Consider the following 21,004-nt stretch of genomic DNA (forward strand, 5'->3'; position numbering starts at 1 on the left):
GGAGCCGATATGATTAGCGTAAAAAACCTGACTAAACGTTTTGGTGACCAGGTGGTGCTGGACAATATCAGTCTGGATATCGCCGAGGGCGAAGTGGTCGCGATCATCGGGCCTTCCGGTTCAGGGAAATCCACCCTGCTGCGGTGCCTGAATTTGCTGGAAAAGCCAGAGTCCGGTGTGATTACTATTGGCGAGCAATCGCTGGATACCCGCCGCTATAGCAGCAAGGACGCGTATGCGCTCCGGCGTCAGACGGCGATGGTATTCCAGAACTACAACCTGTTCAAAAACAAGACCGCGCTGGAGAACATCACCGAAGCGCTGATCGTGGTGAAGAAGATAGCGAAAAAGCAGGCGGACGAGATAGGGCGGTCACTGCTGGAAATGGTCGGGTTGTTGCCACAAGCGCATCAATACCCGGTGACGTTGTCCGGCGGTCAGCAGCAGCGTGTCAGCATCGCCCGTGCGTTAGCGGTGGACCCGAAGGCGATTCTGTTTGACGAACCGACCTCGGCGCTTGACCCGGAACGGGTGCACGAGGTGCTACAGGTTATCCAGAAACTGGCGGGGCAAAACACCACCATGGTGATCGTGACCCATGAGATGCAGTTCGCCAAAGACGTGGCGGACCGAGTGATCTTTATGGCTGATGGGCACATCGTTGAACAAGGCCCGGCGGAGAAGGTGATCAGTTTCTCCGATAATCCGCAGACCCGTCGCTTCCTGCGGCAACTCACCACGATTCAGGAACCATCAGAGTTCGACATCTGATCGATAACCTATTCACCTGCGGCACGCCCCGTGATGACGGGGCAGAAGAAGAGGAGTCCCCGACATGAAAGAGCATGCGCAGTATGCGCCGTTGGCGCAGTTTATTCAGGCGTTTCGGCATGAACTGCATCAGCATCCGGAATTGTCCAATCAAGAGTTTGAAACGACGAAAAAAATCCGTGCTGTACTGGAAAAAGAAGACATTCGCATCCTTGAGCTGCCGCTCAAAACCGGTCTGGTAGCGGAAGTGGGTGGCCTGCAAGAGGGTCCACTGGTCGTCGTGCGTTCCGATATTGATGCCCTGCCGATTGAAGAAGAGTCCGGCGTTGAGTTCAGCTCAAAAAATGCTGGGGTGATGCACGCCTGTGGACATGATTTTCACTCATCGGCGGCGTTGGGGGCGGCGATCCTGCTCAAGCGTATTGAGCCGGAGCTGAAAGGTACCGTGCGTATTCTGTTCCAGGCTGCGGAAGAAACCGGATTGGGTGCGCCGGAAGTGATTGCTGTTGGCGCGCTTGACGGTGCCAGCGCCATTTTTGGCATTCATAACGACCCAACGTTACCGGTCGGCGTGATTGGTGGTAAAGACGGTGCACTGACTGCCGGGGTCGACCGTTTCGAAATCAAGATTGCCGCCAAGGGCTGCCATGCCGCCAAACCGCATGAAGGTAATGATCCGATCATTATTCTGGGGCAGCTGATTTCCGCGGTGCAAACTATCATCAGTCGTACCGTACCGTCAGACAACAATGCGGTGGTGTCGATTACCCAGGTACACAGCGGCAGCACCTGGAACGTGATCCCTGATACCGCCTATGTGGAAGGTACTGTGCGTACGTTCAGTCAGGCGGCCCGTGACTTGATAGAACAGCGTTTCCGTCAGATTGTCGCCGGTATCGCCAGCACCTTCGGTGCAGAAATCGAATTTATCTGGCATGCGGGGCCACCATCGGTGGTGAACACACCGCACTGGGTAGATTTTGCGTTGCAGGTGGCGGATGCCGAAGGGTTTGAGGCCCGTCGTGTTGACGCCAGCCCGATTGGTGAGGACTTTGCGTTCTACCAGCAGAAACTGCCGGGCACCTTCATGATGGTCGGGTCGGGTGGCCCTTACGCGCTGCACCACCCGAAATTCCGGGTGGATGACCGGGCGCTGTTTCCAACTGCGCACTACCTGTACCAACTGGCGAAGCAGAGTCTGGAACAGTTGTCGCAGACAGCCTGATTCCGTCGTTATTCCCGTCTTATCCTTATTGATGACAGCGGCCACGGTTACCGTGGCCGTTTTGTTGTCAGCTTTAAACCACCTCCTCGGGAGGTGGTGATTGTTTTTGTGCTATCCCTGCCCGGTATCGGTTGTGGTTTTTTAGCGACAGGATGGGGGGTGCGGTGTCGCCAATGAGAGACATGTAATCATTTGAATTTTAAAGAGTATAAAAGTCAGTGCTTGTGGTGTCTCTGTTTAACGACAGTTCTGACCCAGAATGCTTGATTTTTCAGCACGTTAATCATTTTGGTGTTTGGTGGCTCACTGCTTTTAATGTTTTATTTATCAATGAGTAATGATTTTTATCCGGTGGGGTTTGAAAAGTTGGCATCATTCATGCTTAATTAGAGACGTAGATGCTCATTCCACCTTCTATGTTTGCTTCGGCTTCATAAACCTGGGAATGACGCAGAGCCATTTACGGTGCCTGACGTCCGGTTATTGATGAAGTGCTGTTTCATCGCGGTTGGACGTAGTGTTGAGTGGGGCACCTTAAAGTTGTCTTTCAGACCTGATTTTTATTGCACGCTTGTCGCTGGTCGGCAAGCGTTTTTTTTCGCCGTTATTTTGTTAAATCAAGCAGTTATCAGAAAAGTGGTGAAGAAAACCGAGTGGAAGAAAAACGAGTGCAAAAAAACCGGCGCAGGGTCGCGCCGGTTTGGGGTACTTCAGGCGTCGTGAGATGTCTGTAACGTCAGCAGCAGGCCGTCGCGCCGCATGCGGGCGGCGTCTTCAGGGCGTTTGAGTCGGTCAAAGGCATCAGCACACCAGGCGTAGTCATAAGCGTCTGGTCGCAGTGCCAGCGCGGCAGAGAAAGCATCGCTGGCCTGTTGCCATTCGCCATGCTTCATCAGCAATTGCCCCAGCGTGCTATGTAATAGTGCATCGTTATTGTGCTGTTTCAGACGCTGACGCAGTAGTTTCTCCAGCGGTTCCGGTTGACCACTATTGAGCCGGGGAAGCAACTGCACCAGTCGGTAGTCAAACTGCTGCTTGAGCCCGTCAATAATGATGTCTTGTGCGGTCACCGGGTCATCACACACGATCAGGCGTTCAGCCATTGCCACCTGCATCGCCAGTGACTGGCGGGCTTTACGCGGCTGGTTTTTCCACCACTGTTTCAACCCTTCGCTGCCGCCTTCCGACATTGCCTGATCCATCAGACCGATGGTGGCGCGCTGCTGCAATTCATCCAGAGAGGGTTCATCATGCAGCCGGGTTTTACGCATGGCAGGCAGAATATCCAACAAGGCGCTGTAGGCGTGGGTACGCAAAAACGCCTGTTCCGCCAAACGCAATACTTCCGGGTGGCGCGGTGCCACTTCCAGCAGACGATCGACACCATGACGAGCGGCGTGGTCTTCGTTGCGGGCCAGTTGAATGCGAACGCGGGTGATATCGACTGGCAACTGGTCGCCGTCGGCGATTTCCGCCGCCCGCTCAAGATACTGACGGGTACGGAATTCATCGCCGCGTTGCTGGGCTGCTTCTGCCGCCAGCAGGTAATTCACCACCGGTTGCTCGGCGTGGTCGGCGTTACGGGTGAGCAGTTTTTCTACCTGCAGATAGTCGCCTTCGGTCAGTTTCAGCAACGCAGCTTTAGTTTGCTGACGCGCCCGGGTGCGTTTGCGTCCGATGAACCAGCCGCGTGTGCGCGCCCCGGTACGGAATACTCGCCGCAGTAGCCATTCCACCGCCAGAAAGGCCAGTAGAAACAGGACCAATATAATCACCAACCCGGTGACGCTGGTTTCAATGTTGTAATTGTCGGTTTGGATCAGTACGTAACCCTGATGACCAGCCAGCATTGGACCGACCACGATGCCTGCCAGCAGCACCACAAATAGCAGCAGTACCTTCAGCATAATCAGCCCTCCTGTGGGGTGGCGGACGGCTGCGCCAGCAGGTTGCGAACCCGGGTTTGCATCAGTTTATCCAGCAGTGGCTGGCTTTGCAGTTCGTTCGGCACGTCCATCGCCACCGACTGTTGGCTTAGCGCATCCAACTGGTCGAGAAACGCTTTGGTGGTCGGATCGTTTTCGTCAAAGTAGGCGCGCACCCAGGTCGCGGCGGTTTCGAGCGACTGACGGTAGGTTTCATTCTGATGGCGCGGCACCGCTTGTGCGGCGATTAACAGGCGAGAGCGGATATTTTCACGCAGATAGACATCCTGATTCGGTGCCAGCAGCGGTTCAGCGCTGTCGTCACGGCGGCGGATGGTGATGAAATCCGACAGGAAATTGTGCCAGCTCTTGCTCAGGTTTTGCCGCCATTCACTCACTGAGGCCGACAAGGTGGAGTCGTTTTCTTCCATCGGCGCTTCATCGGTATCGGTATCCGCCAGACGCAGGTTGTCTACCTGATCGGCCAGTTGATTCACTTTCAGGATGATACCGTCGAAATCCACCTGACTGACACCCGCCAACATGCTGATGTCGTGGGTAATGGCGCGTCGTACTTCCAGCAAACTCGGATCGTTCATGTCTGCCAGGCTGGCATCCGCGCTTTTCAGTAAGGCACCGGCGGTGGTGACGTCTTTATCGCTCCACAGTTTACGGCCTGCCTGTTTTACCAGGAAATCAGCCTGCGCCAGCAACCAGGTTTTCGAGTCGCTGTTATTGAGTGTCGCCAGTTTTTCCTGCATTTCGCCGGCTTGTCGCGTCAGCGTCGCCAGCCGTTGTTCATCGGCACTCAGGGTTTTCGCCTGTTGGTCCAGCGTCTGCTGCCATTGTTGCTGCGCTTGTGATTGTTGTTTTTGCAGCGCCGCAATCTGGCCTTGCAGTTGGCTGAGCATGGCATTCTGGCGGACCATCTGCTGATGGGTGTAATAATACACACCGCCGCTTAACGCCAGCGATACCACGATGGCGATAGCGCCCAGCACCAGACCGTGGCGTGGTGCGCCGGGCGTCTTCGGCGACGTTTGCGGAGAGGAGGGTTCAGCCCGTTCGACCACCTCTTCGGGGGGCGTTGAGGAGGTAATGTGTTCCGTCATATGAGTACATCCTATGATCAGGGTAATGGTAAGTGTCCGGGTTCTTCTTTCGCCGCGTGACGACCGCAGCGTAACAGTCTATTCGGTATCACTAGCTATTCGGTATCACTGTAGCGCGCGCATCAATGCATCGTTATCTGCGTTATCGGCGATCCGAATATCGCGCCAGCCCAACTCATGGGCCACGCCAGCCAGGCGTTCGCTAACCACCACGACCCGACAATCAAGCAGCCAGGTCGTTCGATAATAATCAGGTACCAGGGTATAGAACTGCTGCAACATTTCTCCACTGGTGATCACCAGTGTGTCGATGCCCAGGCGTTGCCAGCGCTGGCATTGTTCTGCGCCGTCGTAGACCACCGGGTTACGTTGATAACATTCGCAGTAGCGTACTTGTGCCCCACGCTGCTGCAATGTGTCGCCCAACAATTCTCGTCCGCCGTTGCCGCGCAGTAACAACGCCTGCTTACCCGTGACGTGCTGTAACGCCGGGGACTGCAACAGGGTTTCGCTGGTCGCGCGTTCCGGCGGGTAGTGCACCGCTAAGCCGCTGACGGTATGCAGCGCCAGTCCGGTGGAGCGCCCTACGGCGAAGTAGGTGAGTGACTCGGGCCAGCTCATCCCGGCACGGGATAGCGCCGGATCGGCGTATTCCACCACCTGCTGCGACAGAGCGAAAACCAAATCGCCGGGGCGCAGCGCCTGTAGCAGGGTGGGCAATTGTGGCAATTCGCTGCCCGGAGAAAATTCGATTAACGGGCTATGGTAGGCTTGCAAGCCAGCCATTCTTAAACGGGCTACCAGCTGCTCACCCGCAGGAGAGGGACGGGTAACCAGAATCGTCATGACGAGGCTCCTCCATAAACCGATTGCAGAATGTCGCGCGCGCCGCGCTCGAGTAGCTCATCTGCCAGGTCGATACCCAGCGCTTCGGCATCCTGACGCGGGCCACGGCGTTCAGCGTAAATAATGCGGCTACCGTCTGATGCCCCTACCAACGCCCGCAGATACAGCGTATCGTCCTGCAGTTCGGCATAACTGCCGATGGGCACCTGACATCCGCCTTCCAACCGGGTGTTCATGGCGCGCTCGGCCAGCACCCGTGTGGCGGTATCATCGTGGTTAAGCGGTGCCAGCAGCGCGCGGGTACGGGCGTCGTCCAGTCGGCATTCCACACCCACCGCGCCCTGACCGACCGCCGGTAACGACTGTTCCGGGCTGAGGGCGGTACGGATACGGTTTTCCAGACCAAGGCGTTTAAGCCCTGCAACGGCCAGAATGATCGCATCGTAGTCACCGTTATCCAGCTTGGATAACCGGGTGCCGACGTTGCCACGTAGGTCGCGGACCACCAGATCCGGGCGATGGGCGCGCAACTGGCACTGACGACGCAGGCTGGAGGTACCGACGCAGGCACCTTCAGGTAGCTCATCCAGCGTGGCATAGTGGTTGGAGACAAAGGCGTCGCGCGGGTCGTCACGCTCGCAAATGGTCACCAGACCTAACCCTTCAGGGAACTCGACGGGGACATCCTTCATCGAATGTACCGCGATATCAGCACGGTTTTCTAGCAACGCCAGTTCCAGTTCCTTGACGAATAATCCTTTACCCCCCACTTTGGCCAGTGGTGTATCCAGCAGGACATCGCCGCGGGTGACCATCGGAACCAGTTCCACCCGCAAACCGGGATGACAGGCTTCCAGCCGTTGCTGCACAAAGTGGGCCTGCCATAGTGCCAGCGGGCTCTGTCGGGTGGCGATCCTGAGAATAGTGTCTACCATGCTTAATACCGTATTGATCCTTTTTTTCCATCGTACCATTGAAGGCAAGCCGGTGTCAGTTGCCCGGCCGTCGCAATGACGAGAGTGGGGAGATCGAAAACCCTTGCCGGAGATAGCCGCACGTGGCAAAAGCGGCGATAATATGTGCAATGCTGAAGCATCAATAAACAAATCCGACTTTCTTTAGTTTCTTTACGCCCTTTCAGCAAGGTGTTAAATTGATCACGTTTCCAGCAATACTCTGCCCACCATTCTTCCAATATCTATCCAGGGCAGTCTGGAAAACAACGGCTTCTTTATAGGCACTGGGATAAGCAGGCGAAACGTCTTGTACTTCTACATCGAGACACTGAAGCAAAGACTGGATGCGATCAACCAACTGCGTGTGGATCGTGCTCTGGAAGCAATGAAACCGGCTTTTAAGCAGGTTTACAGTCTTTTGCCAGTTTTATTACATCATCATCATCCGTTGATGCCTGGCTATCTGGAAGGCAAGGTTCCGCACGGCATTTGTCTTTTTTTCCCCGATGAAAAACAGCAACACTACCTCGATAGCGTGGAGTTACGCTGGGGTGAGTTGTCTGCGCCGGATCGCAAAGGCGAATTGCCGATCACCGGTGTCTATTCGATGGGCAGCACCTCGTCCATCGGGCAGAGTTGCAGTTCCGATCTCGATATTTGGGTGTGCCACCAATCCTGGCTGGATAGCGAAGAGCGTCAGCGGTTACAGCAGAAATGTCTGTTGTTGGAAAAATGGGCGGCAGGTCAGGGGGTAGATGTCAGTTTCTTCCTAATGGATGAAAACCGTTTCCGCCACAACGAGAGCGGTAGCCTGGGTGGCGAAGACTGCGGTTCTACCCAACACATTTTGTTGTTGGATGAGTTTTATCGCACGGCGGTGCGCATGGCGGGCAAGCGCATCCTGTGGAACATGGTGCCGGTAGAAGAAGAGGAGCACTACGATGAGTATGTGCTGTCTTTGTATGCCCGTGGCGCGCTGGCACCAAACGAATGGCTGGATCTCGGCGGCCTGAGCGCACTGTCGGCGGAAGAATATTTTGGCGCCAGCTTGTGGCAGTTGTATAAGAGCATTGATTCGCCTTACAAAGCGGTATTGAAAACGCTGCTGCTGGAAGCCTACTCCTGGGAATATCCCAATACCCGTTTGCTGTCGAGCGAGATCAAAGCGCGTTTGCATAACGGCGAGATCGTGTCTTTTGGGCTGGATCCGTATTGCATGATGCTGGAGCGTGTGACCCAGTATCTGAATGCGATTGATGATCAGACTCGGTTGGATCTGGTGCGTCGCTGTTTCTATCTTAAAGTGTGCGAAAAACTTTCCCGTGAGCGCGCGTGTACCGCCTGGCGTCGCCAGATCCTGACACAGCTGGTGCAGGCATGGGGATGGAGCGATGAGCGGCTGGTGATGTTAGACAACCGGGCGAACTGGAAAATTGGGCAGGTGCGCGAAGCGCACAACGAATTGCTCGATGCCATGATGCAAAGCTATCGCAACCTGATCCGTTTCGCCCGTCGCAACAACCTGAGCGTCAGCGCCAGTCCGCAGGATATCGGCGTACTGACCCGTAAGTTGTACGCGGCGTTTGAAGCCTTGCCGGGTAAGGTGACGCTGGTGAACCCGCAGATTTCGCCTGACCTGTCGGAACCGAATCTGACCTTTATTTATGTGCCCGCGGGGCGTGCTAATCGCTCTGGCTGGTATCTGTACAATCAGGCGCCGTCGATGGACGCCATCATCAGCCATCAGCCACTGGAATATAACCGCTATCTCAACAAACTGGTGGCCTGGGCGTACTTTAATGGCTTGCTGACATCGTCTACGCGTCTGCACATTAAAGGCCATGAACTGTGCGACATCGCCCGGCTGCAGGAACTGGTATCGGATGTGTCCAGCCACTTCCCGTTGCGGGTGGCGGCACCCACGCCGAAAGCGCTGTACAGCCCGTGTGAAATTCGCCATCTGGCGATTATCGTCAACCTGGAACATGACCCGACGGCGACATTCCGCAATCAGGTGGTGCATTTCGATTTCCGCCAGTTGGATGTCTTTAGCTTCGGTCAGCAGCAGCAATGCTTGGTCGGCAGCATTGACTTGCTGTACCGCAATTCCTGGAATGAAGTGCGAACCCTGCACTTCAGCGGTGAGCAGGCGATGCTGGAAGCGCTGAAAACCATTCTTGGCAAAATGCATCAGGACGCTGCGCTACCGGAGTCGCTGGAGGTCTTCTGCTATAGCCAGCATTTACGCGGGCTTATCCGTACCCGTGTGCAGCAACTGGTGTCCGAGTGCATTGAACTGCGCTTGTCCAGCACGCGTCAGGAGCCGGGCCGTTTCAAGGCGGTCAAAGTCGCGGGCGAAACCTGGGGGTTGTTCTTCGAACGCCTGAGCGTGTCGGCGCAGAAACTGGAAAATGCGGTGGAGTTTTACGGCGCGATTTCCAACAACAAGCTGCAGGGGCTGCCTGTTCAGGTCGAAACCAACCATATTCATCTGCCACCGGTGGTGGATGGTGTCGCCAGTGAAGGTATTATCCAATTCTTCTTTGAAGATCAGTCTGATAATCAGGGTTTCAATATCTATATTCTGGATGAGTCGAACCGGGTGGAAGTCTATCATCACTGTGAAGGCAGCAAAGAAGAGTTGGTGCGTGACGTCAGCCGCTTCTATTCCTCATCGCATGATCGCTTTACCTACGGCTCCAGCTTCATCAATTTCAACCTGCCGCAGTTCTACCAGATTGTTCAACTGGATGGCCGCACACAGGTGATCCCGTTCCGTAGCAGCGCTTTGTCGCATTTGTGCGTGACGCCCTCGTCTGAGGAAAAGAAGAATCTGGTGTTGAACCAGCGCTTGCAGATGCTGTAGTACCACGTGGGGATTAACACATGGGAAAGGCGGCGTGGGCAGTGCCGCGTAGGGCATTCGGGGTTAACTGACAGAGCGAATAAAATGGGGCGCGAATGCGCCCCATTTTAGTGTCGGTGACGACCTGCCCGGGGTTAGTCGAAATCAATCGCTTCGCCGCTCTGTTCTGAGCACGCCTGCGCCAGCAACGTCATGAAATCGCTGCCACTGCGGTCGCAAATCCAACGGTTGTTTTGATAATCGAAGTGGTAGCCGCCGCCTTTGGTCGCCAGCCAGACCTGATGCATCGGCTCTTGCCGATTAATCACAATCTTGCTGCCGTTTTCAAAACTCAGGGTCATCACGCCACCATTGGTTTCGTAATCGATATCCGCATCGCCATCAAACTGATCCAGCGTTTCTTCTACTTTCAGCATCAGCGCGTCGGCCAATTGATGAAACTCGCTATCGTTCATATTCGATTCCTATTGATTTTCATGATCCACCTGCGATTATAGAGAGCATAGGTCTCCGAATGACAGGTTTTAACGAAATGAAAACTTTTTTTCGTCAGGGCGCACTGGCATTGCTGGTGCTGTCGCTGGCGGGTTGTGGTTTAAAAGGCCCGCTTTATTTTCCGCCGGAGCAGCCAGCACCGGTTAAAAAAACGCAGCAACAAAACACCCAGGCTCCGCAAGCATCATCCGCCCGGCAGCAATAGCCGCCGTGATACGCAGGGTGATTGAGGGTAATCTCACGGGTTGCGACAGTATGGCTGCCGCGCCCGTTTAACGCAGCGGGGTCAGGAAATGCAGTTCTCCAAAATGCACGGTCTGGGCAATGATTTCATGGTTGTCGATGCCGTGACGCAGAATGTCTACTTTTCACCGGATCTGATCCGTCGCTTATCGGATCGGCATTGCGGAGTGGGGTTCGATCAACTATTGATCGTCGAACCGCCTTACGATCCTGAGCTGGATTTTCATTATCGAATCTTCAACGCCGATGGCAGTGAAGTGGCGCAGTGCGGTAATGGCGCACGCTGCTTTGCGCGTTTTGTCCGCCTGAAAGGGTTGACCAGTAAACGTGAGATCAACGTCAGTACGCATAACGGTCGCATGGTACTGTCGGTGACGGAAGATGAACTGGTGCGGGTCAATATGGGCGAGCCCAACTTTGAACCGCAACAGGTGCCGTTTCGGGCGGCTAAGCCGGAAAAAACCTATATTTTGCGCGCCGCTGAACACACGGTGTTGTGCGGTGTGGTGTCGATGGGTAACCCGCATTGCGTACTTCAGGTGGATAATGTGGATACCGCGCCGGTGGAAGAACAAGGCCCGTTGCTGGAAAACCATGAGCGTTTTCCTGAGCGCGCCAATGTCGGCTTTATGCAGGTAGTCAATCCTCATCTTATCCGGTTGCGTGTCTTTGAACGCGGTGCGGGGGAAACGCAAGCCTGCGGTAGCGGAGCCTGCGCCGCCGTGGCGGTCGGCATCCAACAGGGGCTGCTGGCGGCGGATGTCAAAGTCCAACTGCCTGGCGGTGAACTGGACATTCACTGGGACGGCCCCGGTCATCCGTTGTTGATGACCGGCCCGGCGACCCATGTTTATGATGGATTTATTCATCTATGAAAAATGTGGAAGAGCAGGCTGAACGTCAGGTGTTGACTGACGAACTGGTGTTACAGCATCTGCACCAGCACCCTGACTTTTTCATTCGTCATGCCCGCCAGGTTGAGAGCCTGCGCATTCCACACCCGGTACGAGGCAGCGTATCGCTGGTGGAGTGGCAACTGGCCCGTCAGCGTAACCGCATCCAGTTTTTGGAAGAGGAGATCGCCTTGCTGATGGAGCAGGCGACCCGCAACGAAGCTCTGTTCAGTCAGCTGTTAACGTTGCAGATGGCACTGTCGACCGCCGACTCTTTGCAGGACCTGCTCGATCGGTTGCACCGTTGGGCGCGCCAATTGGGGTTAGCGGGGGCCGCTATCCGGCTGTTTACCGATCGCTGGCGTATCGGCGCGCCTTCCGATTTTACCCATCTGGCCCTTAACCGGACACTGTTTGAGCCTTTGCGCATCCAGCGGTTGGGCGAACGACATCACTACCTTGGTACCCTCAACGGCCCCGAACTGCTGCTCCTGTTACCGCAGGCGCGCCATGTCGGTTCGGTCGCGCTGTCGCTGATGGGAAAACAGGGCGACCTGGGGCTGTTGATTTTCAGCAGCCGTGACAGCCACCATTATCAGGACGGCATGGGTACCGAGCTGCTGCAACATCTGGCGACGATCGTGCCGGTGTTGCTGGAGCGATGGATTGAGCGCCTATGAACCCCGATTCCCCCTTGTCAGCCCCGGCAGACGCCTTTCTGCGTTACCTGCGGGTTGAACGACAACTGAGTCCGCTGACACAACGCAGCTACGCCCATCAGTTACAGGTAATTATCGAGATGCTGTCGGCATCTGGTGTGACAGACTGGTCATCGCTGGATGCGGCGGGAGTCCGCGCCGTGGTTGCCCGCAGCAAGCGTGATGGCCTGAACGCGGCCAGTCTGGCACAACGGTTGTCTGCGTTACGCAGCTTTCTTGACTGGCTGGTGGGCCGTGGCGAGCTCAAGGCCAACCCTGCCCGCGGTGTGCCCGCACCGAAAGCCGGGCGGCATCTGCCCAAAAACATGGATGTGGATGAAATGGACCGCCTGCTGGATATCGATCTCAATGATCCGCTGGCGGTGCGTGACCGCGCCATGCTGGAAGTCATGTACGGTGCTGGGCTGCGTCTGGCGGAGCTGGTTGGGCTGGATTGTGGACACGTCAATCTGGAGAGCGGCGAAATATGGGTGATGGGAAAAGGCAGCAAAGAGCGCAAATTGCCTATCGGCGCGACGGCGGTAACCTGGTTGACGCACTGGCTGGCTATCCGCGAGATTTATGCGCCAGAGGATGACGCGGTGTTTGTCTCCAGCCTGGGTAAGCGTATTTCGATGCGCAACGTGCAGAAACGTTTTGCCGAATGGGGCGTCAAACAGGGGGTGAACAGCCATGTTCATCCGCATAAACTGCGGCATTCATTTGCTACCCACATGCTGGAATCCAGTGGTGACCTGCGCGCTGTGCAGGAATTGTTGGGCCATGCTAACCTCTCCACCACCCAGATCTATACCCATCTGGACTTTCAGCATCTGGCATCGGTGTACGATGCCGCGCACCCACGCGCCAAACGAGGTAAATCCTGATGTATTTTTATCGCCCGCTTGATCGGATTGATGCCATTACATTCGATTTGGACGATACCCTGTACGATAACCATGACGTTATCCGGCGTACGGAACAGGAGTCGTTGCGGTTTTTGCAGAACTACCACCCCGGGTTACAGGCGTTCACCAGCGAAGGGTTGCGACAGTTACGCCAGGAACTGCTGGCGCAAGAGCCGGAGATTTATCACGATGTCACCCACTGGCGCTGGCGTTCCGTACATCTGGCGATGACCCGGGTGGGCATGTCGCCAAACGAGGCCAAAGCCGGTGCGGATGCGGTCATGGCGGAGTTTGCCCGCTGGCGCAGTGACATCACGGTGCCGCAGGAAACCCACGACACATTACGTGCGTTGGGGCAGCGTTGGCCACTGGTGGCGATCACCAACGGCAATGCGGATCCCCATGCCTGCGGCCTTGGCGACTATTTTCAGTTTATTCTGCGCGCTGGTCCGGATGGTCGCTCCAAACCGTCCCATGATATGTATCAACTCGCCGCCGGGCGGCTGAATTTACCGTTGCACAACCTGCTACATGTGGGGGATGATCTGACCACCGACGTAGCAGGAGCGATCCGCAGCGGCGTGCAATCCTGCTGGATTAACCTGCGTGACGGCAACCTGATGCAGATTCACGATTCACGACTGTTGCCGCATGTGGAAATTTTCAGTTTGGCATCGCTGACCACGTTGCTATAATTCTGCTATTTTTACTGTATATATAATCAGTGGAATTTGTCTCCGATCCGGAGGCCGGGTTCCCTTTTGACGGATAACCGACGCCTATGGACGTTTCTGACCTGCTCGACAGTCTGAATGATAAACAGCGTGACGCCGTGGCGGCACCGCGCAGCAATATGCTGGTACTGGCTGGCGCAGGCAGTGGCAAAACCCGCGTGCTGGTGCACCGTATCGCCTGGTTGCTGACGGTGGAAAACTGCTCGCCGTATTCGATCATGGCCGTGACCTTTACCAACAAGGCGGCGGCGGAAATGCGCCACCGTATTGATCAACTGCTTGGTACCAGCCAGGGTGGAATGTGGATCGGTACTTTCCACGGTCTGGCACATCGCTTACTGCGCGCACACCATCTGGATGCCGGGTTACCGCAGGATTTCCAGATTCTGGACAGCGAAGATCAACTGCGGTTGCTCAAACGACTGATTAAAGCATTGAATCTGGACGAGAAACAATGGCCGCCCCGTCAGGCGATGTGGTACATCAACGGCAAAAAAGACGAAGGCCTGCGGCCACAGCATATCGATAGCTACGGCAATCCGGTGGAGCAGACCTGGTTGCGCATCTATCAGGCTTATCAGGAGGCCTGTGATCGCGCAGGGTTGGTGGATTTCGCCGAACTGCTGCTGCGCGCCCATGAATTGTGGCTCAACAAGCCGCATATTCTTCAGCATTATCGCGATCGTTTTAACAACATTTTGGTGGATGAGTTTCAGGATACCAACCGCATCCAGTATGCCTGGATCCGCCTGTTGGCTGGCGATAGCGCCAAAGTGATGATCGTCGGCGACGACGACCAGTCAATCTACGGCTGGCGTGGGGCGCAGGTGGAGAACATCCAGCATTTCCTGCGTGACTTCAACGATGTGGCGACTATCCGTCTGGAGCAGAATTACCGTTCCACCGCCAATATTCTTAACGCCGCCAACGCGTTGATTGCCCACAACGGCGATCGACTGGGTAAAAACCTGTGGACCGACGGTATTGAAGGCGAGCCGATTTCGCTCTACTGCGCCTTTAACGAACTGGATGAAGCACGGTTTGTCGTCAGCCGCATCAAGGTGTGGCAGGAAGCGGGTGGTGCACTCAGCGAATGCGCTATTTTGTATCGCAGCAACGCCCAATCCCGTGTACTGGAGGAGGCGTTGTTGCAGCAAAGCCTGCCGTACCGGATTTATGGCGGTATGCGCTTCTTCGAACGACAGGAAATCAAAGACGCGTTGTCTTATTTGCGCTTGATGACCAACCGCAACGATGACGCCGCTTTTGAGCGTGTGGTCAACACCCCGACGCGTGGTATCGGCGATCGCACCCTGGATGTGGTGCGCCAGACCGCCCGCGACCGTCAGTTGACGCTGTGGCAGGCCACGCGTGCGTTGCTACAGGAAAAGGTGCTGGCCGGGCGTGCGGCGGCGGCATTACAGCGTTTTCTGGAACTGGTGGATGCGCTTGCCAGTGATACCGCTGACTTACCCTTGCATGTGCAGACCGACCGGGTGATCCGCGACTCCGGCTTATGGAGCATGTACGAGCAGGAGAAAGGCGAAAAAGGCCAGGCGAGGGTAGAGAACCTGGAAGAGCTGGTGACGGCGACCCGGCAATTCAGCTATCAGGATGAAGATCAGGATTTACTGCCACTGCAGGCGTTTTTGTCTCACGCGGCGCTGGAGGCTGGCGAGGGGCAGGCGGATGCCTATCAGGACGCGGTGCAATTGATGACACTGCACTCCGCCAAAGGACTGGAGTTCCCGCAGGTGTTCGTCGTCGGTATGGAAGAGGGGATGTTCCCCAGCCAGATGTCGTTGGATGAAGGCGGCCGTCTGGAAGAAGAGCGTCGGCTGGCGTATGTCGGCGTGACGCGGGCCATGCAGAAACTGACCCTGACTTACGCCGAAAGCCGCCGGTTATACGGTAAGGAGACGTACCACCGCCCGTCACGCTTTATTGGCGAGTTGCCGCCTGAATGTGTGGAGGAGGTGAGGCTGCGTGCCAGTGTTTCGCGCCCGGTCAATCATCAGCGCCTGGGGACGCCAATCAGCCAGAGCGACACCGGGTATAAGCTGGGGCAGCGGGTGCGCCACGCCAAGTTCGGCGAAGGCACCATTGTTAACGTGGAAGGCAGCGGTGAACATTGCCGTATCCAGGTCGCTTTTGTGGGTCAGGGTATCAAGTGGCTGGTGGCTGCCTATGCCCGTCTGGAGGCGGTATAGTGCCGTCGGGGTATGGGGATGTATGGGTGTTCAGTCTGTGCTCATCGGATGTGACGGGTGAACACAGACTAATCATCTGATTGTCTGTTGACAGTCTTTTTCATCTCAGCGTAACATGCGCCCATCATTATTCCCGGAGGACCCACGCCTTGGACACACCCAGTCGATACTGGCTCAATAACCTACTGATTAGGTATAACTTCTAAGGCTATCTTCCCTGTGCTGATAGCCTTTAAGGTTATCAGCGATACCGTTTTTCGCATCGAGTCAGCACCGTCTCATGGCCTGAAACCTGATGGTGACGTTTCCCACCCAGTTTCTGTGTTTCAATCGCGTTTTGTCCCTCTTTGTTACATTTTGGGAGCATGGCTTATGCTGAGCGCATTTAAACTCGATAACTGCCGTTTAACTCGCCTGGAACTGGATGAAAGCGACGATCTGACTACCTCGTTATGGGTGGATTTGGTCGAGCCGGATGCCGAAGAGCGAGAGTGCGTGCAGAGTCAGCTGGGGCAAAGCCTGGCGACCCGACCGGAACTGGAAGACATCGAAGCATCAGCCCGTTTTTTCGAAGATGAGGATGGGCTGCATATTCACTCCTTTTTCTTTTTTGAAGACACGGACGATCACGCCGGTAACTCCACGGTGGCGTTTACTATTCGTGATGGCCGTCTGTATACGTTGCGTGAGCGCGAGTTGCCTGCTTTCCGTCTTTACCGCATGCGTGCCCGCGCGCAAACACTGGTCGATGGCAACGCGTACGAACTGCTGCTCGACCTGTTTGAAACCAAAATAGAACAGCTGGCGGATGAAATTGAAAATATCTACAGCGACCTGGAGTCTCTGAGCCGGGTGATCATGGATGGCCGTCAGGGTGATGAATATGACGACGCGCTGTCGACGCTGGCGGAGCTGGAGGATGTGGGCTGGAAAGTGCGCCTGTGTCTGATGGATACCCAGCGGGCGCTCAACTTTTTGGTGCGTCGTGCCCGCCTGCCAAGTGGTCAATTAGAGCAGGCGCGTGAAATTCTGCGAGATATCGAGTCGCTGTTGCCGCATAACGAATCGCTGTTTCAGAAGGTCAACTTCCTGATGCAGGCCGCGATGGGGTTTATCAACATCGAACAGAACCGCATCATCAAAATCTTCTCGGTGGTATCGGTGGTATTCCTGCCGCCAACACTGGTGGCATCCAGTTATGGGATGAACTTCGAATTCATGCCGGAACTGAAGTGGGCCTACGGCTATCCCGGTGCATTGGTGCTGATGCTGCTGGCCGGTCTGGCACCGTACCTGTACTTCAAACGCCGTAACTGGCTCTAACGCCTACCCCTTTTCTCCCGATAGATGACTCGTTGACCGCAAGGCTGACGAGTCTCTGGTACGCTTTCATTGATAATTATTGATAACGGACAGATTTAGCACCGATAGATGCCCGTCAATGGGGCTGGCAGGGTAAAATAACCACTCTTGTTTTGATGCTGTAACAGGTACTGTGCATGGAGAGGTTTTCCGCATCGACACAATGGTTCATGCTGCTGGCAGTATCGTTGGTGTTGGGATTTGGTTTACAGTTTTATCATGTTCCGGCGGCGCTGTTGCTGGGGCCGATGCTGGTCGGTGTGGTCATGGGCCTGAACGGTGCGGCCATTCGTATCCCCCGTACGTTCTTTTATGCCAGTAATGCCGTGCTGGGCTGTCTGGTCGCGCAAAGTCTTTCCCTGTCTATCCTGACGCCACTGATGAAAGAGTGGCCGTTGGTGGTCTTCATTCTGTTATCGACACTGATTGCCAGCGGCTTGTCCGGTTGGTTGTTGATGCGTTACAGCGAACTGCCGGGAACGACCGGCACCTGGGGGGCATCACCGGGTGGTGCGTCGGCCATGGTGGCGATGGCGAGTGACTTTGGCGCGGATGTTCGTCTGGTGGCGTTCATGCAGTACCTGCGGGTATTGATGGTGACCGCGTCGGCGGCGTTTGTGGCGCGAGCCAGTCTCGGGCCGGGTGCCGAAGCCAATAATGCGTTACTGGTTTGGTTCCCCACGCTGGACTGGCGTTTCCCTGGTACGCTGGCGATGGCGTTTAGTTGTGCCTGGGTGGGCCGATTGTTGCGTATTCCTTCCGGCCAACTGTTGGTGCCCATGATAGTCGGGTCACTATTACATTCTTCCGGCATCATGACATTACAAACACCGGAATGGTTACTGGCGGTGGCTTATGCCTTGATTGGCTGGAGCGTTGGGCTGTCATTTACCCGGCCGGTGTTTTTGCTGGCGCTGCGTACCCTGCCAAAAATGATGCTTTCGATTATCACGCTCATGCTGCTGTGTGGTGGGATGGCGCTGATGCTGATGCATCTGCTATCGGTGGATATGTTGACCGCCTATCTGGCAACCAGCCCCGGCGGGCTGGATTCTATCGCCATTATTGCCGCCGGTAGCCGGGTGGATATCGCGTTTGTGATGGCGCTGCAGACGATGCGCCTGTTCACTACCCTGATTTTCAGCCCGATTTTATCGCGTTACATCTCGCGTCACGCGGAGGCTGGTGCGGCGTAGCCGCCGCTGCGTATAGAGCGCATCGAGCGTAAACACGCCGAGTGCCAGCCAGATGAACGCAAAGGTGACCAGCCTGTCTGGTGTGATGGTTTCACCGTAGACCAGTATCGCCAGCAGGAAGGTCAGCGTCGGTGCCAGATACTGAAAAAAGCCCAGTGTAGACAAGCGCAGGCGTACGGCGGCGGCGGTAAACAGCAGCAGCGGCACCGTTGTCACCACGCCTGACGCCATCAACAGCAGATTGAGCGATAACGGGTTTTGACTGAATTGGCTGGTGGGGGAATCGGCCAGCCATTCCAGATAAACCAGTGCCGCAGGCAACAGCCACAGCGTTTCAAACAGCATCCCGGTCTGGCCGTCGATGGCGATCTTTTTACGCAATAAGCCGTAAACGCCGAAGCTGAAAGCCAGGGTGAGCGCAATCACCGGTAGCGAGCCGAGCACCCACAACTGTACCAGTACCCCACACACCGCCAGCAGCATCGCCAGCCATTGTGTCGGACGAAAACGCTCGCCAAGAAATAGCATTCCCAGTAGCACGCTGACTAACGGGTTGATGAAATAGCCCAAACTCGCTTCCAGCATGTGGTTATGGTTGACCGCCCAGATATACGTCAGCCAGTTACAGGCGACCAGTATGGCGGTAATCGCCAGCAGCAATAGCTGGCGCGGCTGACGGCAGGCATTACGCACCGCCCCCCAGTTACGGCACAGGCTCAGCAGCAACAGCATGAAAAAGAATGACCAGATAATCCGGTGGCTTAGAATTTCATTAGCCGGTACTTGCCTGATTTGTTTGAAATAAATTGGGGCAATGCCCCAGAGGATATAGGCACCAAGGGCGAACAGAACCCCCTGGCGGTGTTGTGGCATGCTCATTGATAAGAAACCAGTCACCCGCAAATAAAAAATCCAGTGTACCGGAGCACAGCGCGGGTGTCTTGTTACCGTGCGCCAGGAGATTTCCCGCCACGGTGTGTTTAACCCACAATATAGGTGGCGATGGCACTGGCGATATGCGAGTGTTTTTCATTGTGCAGCTCAGCCCGCGCGACGGCGATTTTATTTCCGCCACGTAGTAAATGACTGGTCAGGGTAAAGTGTTCGCCACGCCCAGGTCGCAGGTAATCCACCCGCAGATCGATGGTGCCCATGCGTGAGAGCCGATGCTGTAACTCCTGTTCGCTCAGGGTGTCGTGGCGCAACAACGCGCTACCCACACAGACCAGCCCCGCTGCCACATCCAGACCGGCGGCGATCACGCCACCGTGCAGGATCTGCTGCAACGCGTTACCCACCAGCTTGTTCTGATGGTTAAAACGCAGTGTCACCGAGTCCGGTGAAAAGGCGTCCAGCGTGAGGCCCAGTTCCTGATTGAACGGCATCTGATAGATAAAAATATCGCTGACACGCTGACGTATCCTATCCTGAGTGAGCGGTGTAGTAGGCATGTGCGAGTCCTTAATAACAGTAACACCGGTAGGGTGGTTAATTTTTATGTTTTTATTGGTTAATGAGTTGTTATTTTAGGCGGCGTTATGGTTTCTTGCTACTGGCGGTAGTGATAAGAACAGGATAACTGCGTAAACCGGATGCGCTGTGTACACTATTCGCCGCGACTTCAGTTCGTTATTGGGGCCACTTATCTATCACGATCCTTTGGGAGATGACGTACATGTATAAATCAGGCGGGGTAGCGGTTGCGCTGATGCTGGCGGCGACGGCGCAGGCGCAGGAGGCTCACGTTCAGGAAATTCATGATGCACCAGCCGTACCGGGCAGTATTATCGCCGGTCTGCTGCAACAGCATGATACGCCGTTTATTCTCTACCCGTATGAAAGCAACTACCTGCTTTATACCTACACCAGCGATATCAATAAGCAGGCGATTGAGAGTTACAGCTGGGCTGATCATGCCCGTAAAGATGAAGTGAACTTTCAGATAAGCCTGGGTTTTCCGCTGTGGCGTGGCATCGCTGGTGATAACTCTCTGTTGGGCGCATCCTATACCCAGCGTTCCTGGTGGCAGATGTCCAATAAGAGTGAGTCTTCTCCGTTTCGTGAAACCAACTATGAGCCGCAATTGTTTCTTGGCTGGGCGACCGATTATCGCTTTGCTGGCTGGACGCTGCGCGATGTGGAATGGGGATTTAATCATCAGTCGAATGGGCGTGCCGACCCGACCTCGCGGAGCTGGAACCGGGTCTATGCCCGCCTGATGGCGCAAAACGGCAACTGGCAGGTTGACGTGAAACCCTGGATTCGCTTGCACGATAGTGAAGATGATAACCCGGACATCATCCGCTACATGGGCCATTACCGGGTGCGTGTCGGCTACCGTTGGGGTGATAGCGTTTTTAGTGCCGAAGGGCGTTATAACTGGAACAGCGGTTACGGCAGCGGCGAGATAGGCTGGAGTTATCCGATCACCGATCATGTACGTTTTTATACCAAGGTATTCAGTGGTTACGGCGAGTCGCTGATCGATTACAACCACCGCCAGACCCGCTACGGCATTGGTGTGACGCTCAATGACATGTTGTAGTCATTGCGCTCTGCTTGCG

The 21,004-nt window shown here is 55.5% G+C and carries 19 protein-coding genes; 12 read left to right on the plus strand and 7 right to left on the minus strand.

Features of this window, described 5'->3' with window-relative positions:
- Nucleotides 1–9: 9 nt before the first annotated feature.
- Together FGI04_RS20370 and FGI04_RS20375 are read left to right on the plus strand one after the other, a co-directional pair.
- Entirely contained in the window at nt 10–771 is a 762-nt protein-coding gene (locus FGI04_RS20370) for an amino acid ABC transporter ATP-binding protein (RefSeq protein ID WP_342699343.1), read from the plus strand.
- A 64-nt stretch (nt 772–835) separates the two neighbouring features.
- Nucleotides 836–1,996 carry a M20 peptidase aminoacylase family protein gene (locus tag FGI04_RS20375; protein WP_407274184.1) on the plus strand — a complete coding sequence of 387 codons (1,161 nt, stop codon included), beginning with the start codon at nt 836–838 and terminating at the stop codon, nt 1,994–1,996.
- A gap of 710 nt (nt 1,997–2,706) precedes the next feature.
- Here FGI04_RS20375 and hemY read toward each other — a convergent pair.
- The 4 genes from hemY to hemC form a co-directional block, all read right to left on the minus strand.
- The gene (hemY, locus tag FGI04_RS20380) at nt 2,707–3,903 is read right to left on the minus strand and encodes a protoheme IX biogenesis protein HemY (RefSeq protein WP_407337171.1); all 1,197 of its coding nucleotides are present in this window, start codon (nt 3,901–3,903) and stop codon (nt 2,707–2,709) included.
- A gap of 2 nt (nt 3,904–3,905) precedes the next feature.
- Complete coding sequence (gene hemX / locus FGI04_RS20385; RefSeq protein ID WP_407337172.1) at nt 3,906–5,033, minus strand: uroporphyrinogen-III C-methyltransferase; 1,128 nt, start codon at nt 5,031–5,033, stop codon at nt 3,906–3,908.
- Between the two features lie 105 nt (nt 5,034–5,138).
- Nucleotides 5,139–5,879: a uroporphyrinogen-III synthase gene (gene hemD, locus FGI04_RS20390; RefSeq protein WP_407337173.1), complete on the minus strand. Its 741-nt coding sequence runs from the start codon at nt 5,877–5,879 to the stop codon at nt 5,139–5,141.
- Nucleotides 5,876–6,814 carry a hydroxymethylbilane synthase gene (gene hemC / locus FGI04_RS20395; RefSeq protein WP_407337174.1) on the minus strand — a complete coding sequence of 313 codons (939 nt, stop codon included), beginning with the start codon at nt 6,812–6,814 and terminating at the stop codon, nt 5,876–5,878. The genes hemD and hemC overlap by 4 nt, the downstream gene beginning before the upstream one ends.
- A gap of 328 nt (nt 6,815–7,142) precedes the next feature.
- Between hemC and FGI04_RS20400 the strand changes: the two genes are divergently transcribed.
- Nucleotides 7,143–9,701 (plus strand): class I adenylate cyclase, encoded by a 2,559-nt coding sequence (locus FGI04_RS20400; RefSeq protein WP_407340033.1) that lies wholly within the window; start codon nt 7,143–7,145, stop codon nt 9,699–9,701.
- Nucleotides 9,702–9,835: 134 nt separating this feature from the next.
- Here the strand turns inward: FGI04_RS20400 and cyaY are convergent, their stop codons facing one another.
- The gene (gene cyaY, locus FGI04_RS20405) at nt 9,836–10,156 is read right to left on the minus strand and encodes an iron donor protein CyaY (protein ID WP_012886475.1); all 321 of its coding nucleotides are present in this window, start codon (nt 10,154–10,156) and stop codon (nt 9,836–9,838) included.
- Between the two features lie 77 nt (nt 10,157–10,233).
- On the opposite strand from cyaY, the gene lptM reads away from it, so the two are divergent.
- The 8 genes from lptM to FGI04_RS20445 all read left to right on the plus strand — a co-directional run bounded on the left by lptM (nt 10,234) and on the right by FGI04_RS20445 (nt 18,440).
- Nucleotides 10,234–10,401, plus strand: coding sequence for an LPS translocon maturation chaperone LptM (lptM, locus tag FGI04_RS20410; protein WP_020477063.1), 168 nt, complete (start codon nt 10,234–10,236; stop codon nt 10,399–10,401).
- Nucleotides 10,402–10,489: 88 nt separating this feature from the next.
- Nucleotides 10,490–11,314 carry a diaminopimelate epimerase gene (gene dapF / locus FGI04_RS20415; protein WP_342699329.1) on the plus strand — a complete coding sequence of 275 codons (825 nt, stop codon included), beginning with the start codon at nt 10,490–10,492 and terminating at the stop codon, nt 11,312–11,314.
- Nucleotides 11,311–12,012 carry a DUF484 domain-containing protein gene (locus tag FGI04_RS20420; protein ID WP_342699328.1) on the plus strand — a complete coding sequence of 234 codons (702 nt, stop codon included), beginning with the start codon at nt 11,311–11,313 and terminating at the stop codon, nt 12,010–12,012. Before dapF ends, FGI04_RS20420 begins: the two co-directional genes overlap by 4 nt.
- Nucleotides 12,009–12,917, plus strand: a complete 909-nt coding sequence (xerC, locus tag FGI04_RS20425) for a tyrosine recombinase XerC (RefSeq protein ID WP_038905916.1) — start codon at nt 12,009–12,011, stop codon at nt 12,915–12,917. The genes FGI04_RS20420 and xerC overlap by 4 nt, the downstream gene beginning before the upstream one ends.
- Nucleotides 12,917–13,633 carry a 5-amino-6-(5-phospho-D-ribitylamino)uracil phosphatase YigB gene (gene yigB, locus FGI04_RS20430; protein ID WP_342699326.1) on the plus strand — a complete coding sequence of 239 codons (717 nt, stop codon included), beginning with the start codon at nt 12,917–12,919 and terminating at the stop codon, nt 13,631–13,633. Before xerC ends, yigB begins: the two co-directional genes overlap by 1 nt.
- An 86-nt stretch (nt 13,634–13,719) precedes the next feature.
- Nucleotides 13,720–15,882: a DNA helicase II gene (gene uvrD, locus FGI04_RS20435; RefSeq protein WP_038905913.1), complete on the plus strand. Its 2,163-nt coding sequence runs from the start codon at nt 13,720–13,722 to the stop codon at nt 15,880–15,882.
- 372 nt (nt 15,883–16,254) lie between these two features.
- Complete coding sequence (corA, locus tag FGI04_RS20440; RefSeq protein WP_038905912.1) at nt 16,255–17,205, plus strand: magnesium/cobalt transporter CorA; 951 nt, start codon at nt 16,255–16,257, stop codon at nt 17,203–17,205.
- A 176-nt stretch (nt 17,206–17,381) separates the two neighbouring features.
- The gene (locus FGI04_RS20445) at nt 17,382–18,440 is read left to right on the plus strand and encodes an AbrB family protein (RefSeq protein WP_342699324.1); all 1,059 of its coding nucleotides are present in this window, start codon (nt 17,382–17,384) and stop codon (nt 18,438–18,440) included.
- Here FGI04_RS20445 and rarD read toward each other — a convergent pair.
- Together rarD and FGI04_RS20455 are read right to left on the minus strand one after the other, a co-directional pair.
- Complete coding sequence (rarD, locus tag FGI04_RS20450; protein ID WP_342699323.1) at nt 18,396–19,319, minus strand: EamA family transporter RarD; 924 nt, start codon at nt 19,317–19,319, stop codon at nt 18,396–18,398. The two genes, FGI04_RS20445 and rarD, sit on opposite strands and share 45 nt — an antisense overlap.
- A gap of 101 nt (nt 19,320–19,420) precedes the next feature.
- Entirely contained in the window at nt 19,421–19,891 is a 471-nt protein-coding gene (locus FGI04_RS20455; protein WP_023640956.1) for a thioesterase family protein, read from the minus strand.
- Nucleotides 19,892–20,115: 224 nt separating this feature from the next.
- Between FGI04_RS20455 and pldA the strand changes: the two genes are divergently transcribed.
- The gene (gene pldA / locus FGI04_RS20460; RefSeq protein WP_342699322.1) at nt 20,116–20,985 is read left to right on the plus strand and encodes a phospholipase A; all 870 of its coding nucleotides are present in this window, start codon (nt 20,116–20,118) and stop codon (nt 20,983–20,985) included.
- Nucleotides 20,986–21,004 lie beyond the last annotated feature (19 nt).

The sequence above is a fragment of the Dickeya ananatis genome (assembly GCF_019464615.1).
Lineage (GTDB): Bacteria > Pseudomonadota > Gammaproteobacteria > Enterobacterales > Enterobacteriaceae > Dickeya > Dickeya oryzae.

Bases quoted from the DNA above. Each gene is read 5' to 3' on its own strand.
- rarD (WP_342699323.1), bottom strand. From the start codon at position 19,319: ATGAGCATGCCACAACACCGCCAGGGGGTTCTGTTCGCCCTTGGTGCC.
- lptM (WP_020477063.1), top strand. From the start codon at position 10,234: ATGAAAACTTTTTTTCGTCAGGGCGCACTGGCATTGCTGGTGCTGTCG.
- xerC (WP_038905916.1), top strand. From the start codon at position 12,009: ATGAACCCCGATTCCCCCTTGTCAGCCCCGGCAGACGCCTTTCTGCGT.
- FGI04_RS20375 (WP_407274184.1), top strand. From the start codon at position 836: ATGAAAGAGCATGCGCAGTATGCGCCGTTGGCGCAGTTTATTCAGGCG.
- uvrD (WP_038905913.1), top strand. From the start codon at position 13,720: ATGGACGTTTCTGACCTGCTCGACAGTCTGAATGATAAACAGCGTGAC.
- yigB (WP_342699326.1), top strand. From the start codon at position 12,917: ATGTATTTTTATCGCCCGCTTGATCGGATTGATGCCATTACATTCGAT.
- FGI04_RS20455 (WP_023640956.1), bottom strand. From the start codon at position 19,891: ATGCCTACTACACCGCTCACTCAGGATAGGATACGTCAGCGTGTCAGC.
- hemY (WP_407337171.1), bottom strand. From the start codon at position 3,903: ATGCTGAAGGTACTGCTGCTATTTGTGGTGCTGCTGGCAGGCATCGTG.
- pldA (WP_342699322.1), top strand. From the start codon at position 20,116: ATGTATAAATCAGGCGGGGTAGCGGTTGCGCTGATGCTGGCGGCGACG.
- hemX (WP_407337172.1), bottom strand. From the start codon at position 5,033: ATGACGGAACACATTACCTCCTCAACGCCCCCCGAAGAGGTGGTCGAA.
- corA (WP_038905912.1), top strand. From the start codon at position 16,255: ATGCTGAGCGCATTTAAACTCGATAACTGCCGTTTAACTCGCCTGGAA.
- FGI04_RS20420 (WP_342699328.1), top strand. From the start codon at position 11,311: ATGAAAAATGTGGAAGAGCAGGCTGAACGTCAGGTGTTGACTGACGAA.
- cyaY (WP_012886475.1), bottom strand. From the start codon at position 10,156: ATGAACGATAGCGAGTTTCATCAATTGGCCGACGCGCTGATGCTGAAA.
- hemC (WP_407337174.1), bottom strand. From the start codon at position 6,814: ATGGTAGACACTATTCTCAGGATCGCCACCCGACAGAGCCCGCTGGCA.
- dapF (WP_342699329.1), top strand. From the start codon at position 10,490: ATGCAGTTCTCCAAAATGCACGGTCTGGGCAATGATTTCATGGTTGTC.
- hemD (WP_407337173.1), bottom strand. From the start codon at position 5,879: ATGACGATTCTGGTTACCCGTCCCTCTCCTGCGGGTGAGCAGCTGGTA.
- FGI04_RS20445 (WP_342699324.1), top strand. From the start codon at position 17,382: ATGGAGAGGTTTTCCGCATCGACACAATGGTTCATGCTGCTGGCAGTA.
- FGI04_RS20370 (WP_342699343.1), top strand. From the start codon at position 10: ATGATTAGCGTAAAAAACCTGACTAAACGTTTTGGTGACCAGGTGGTG.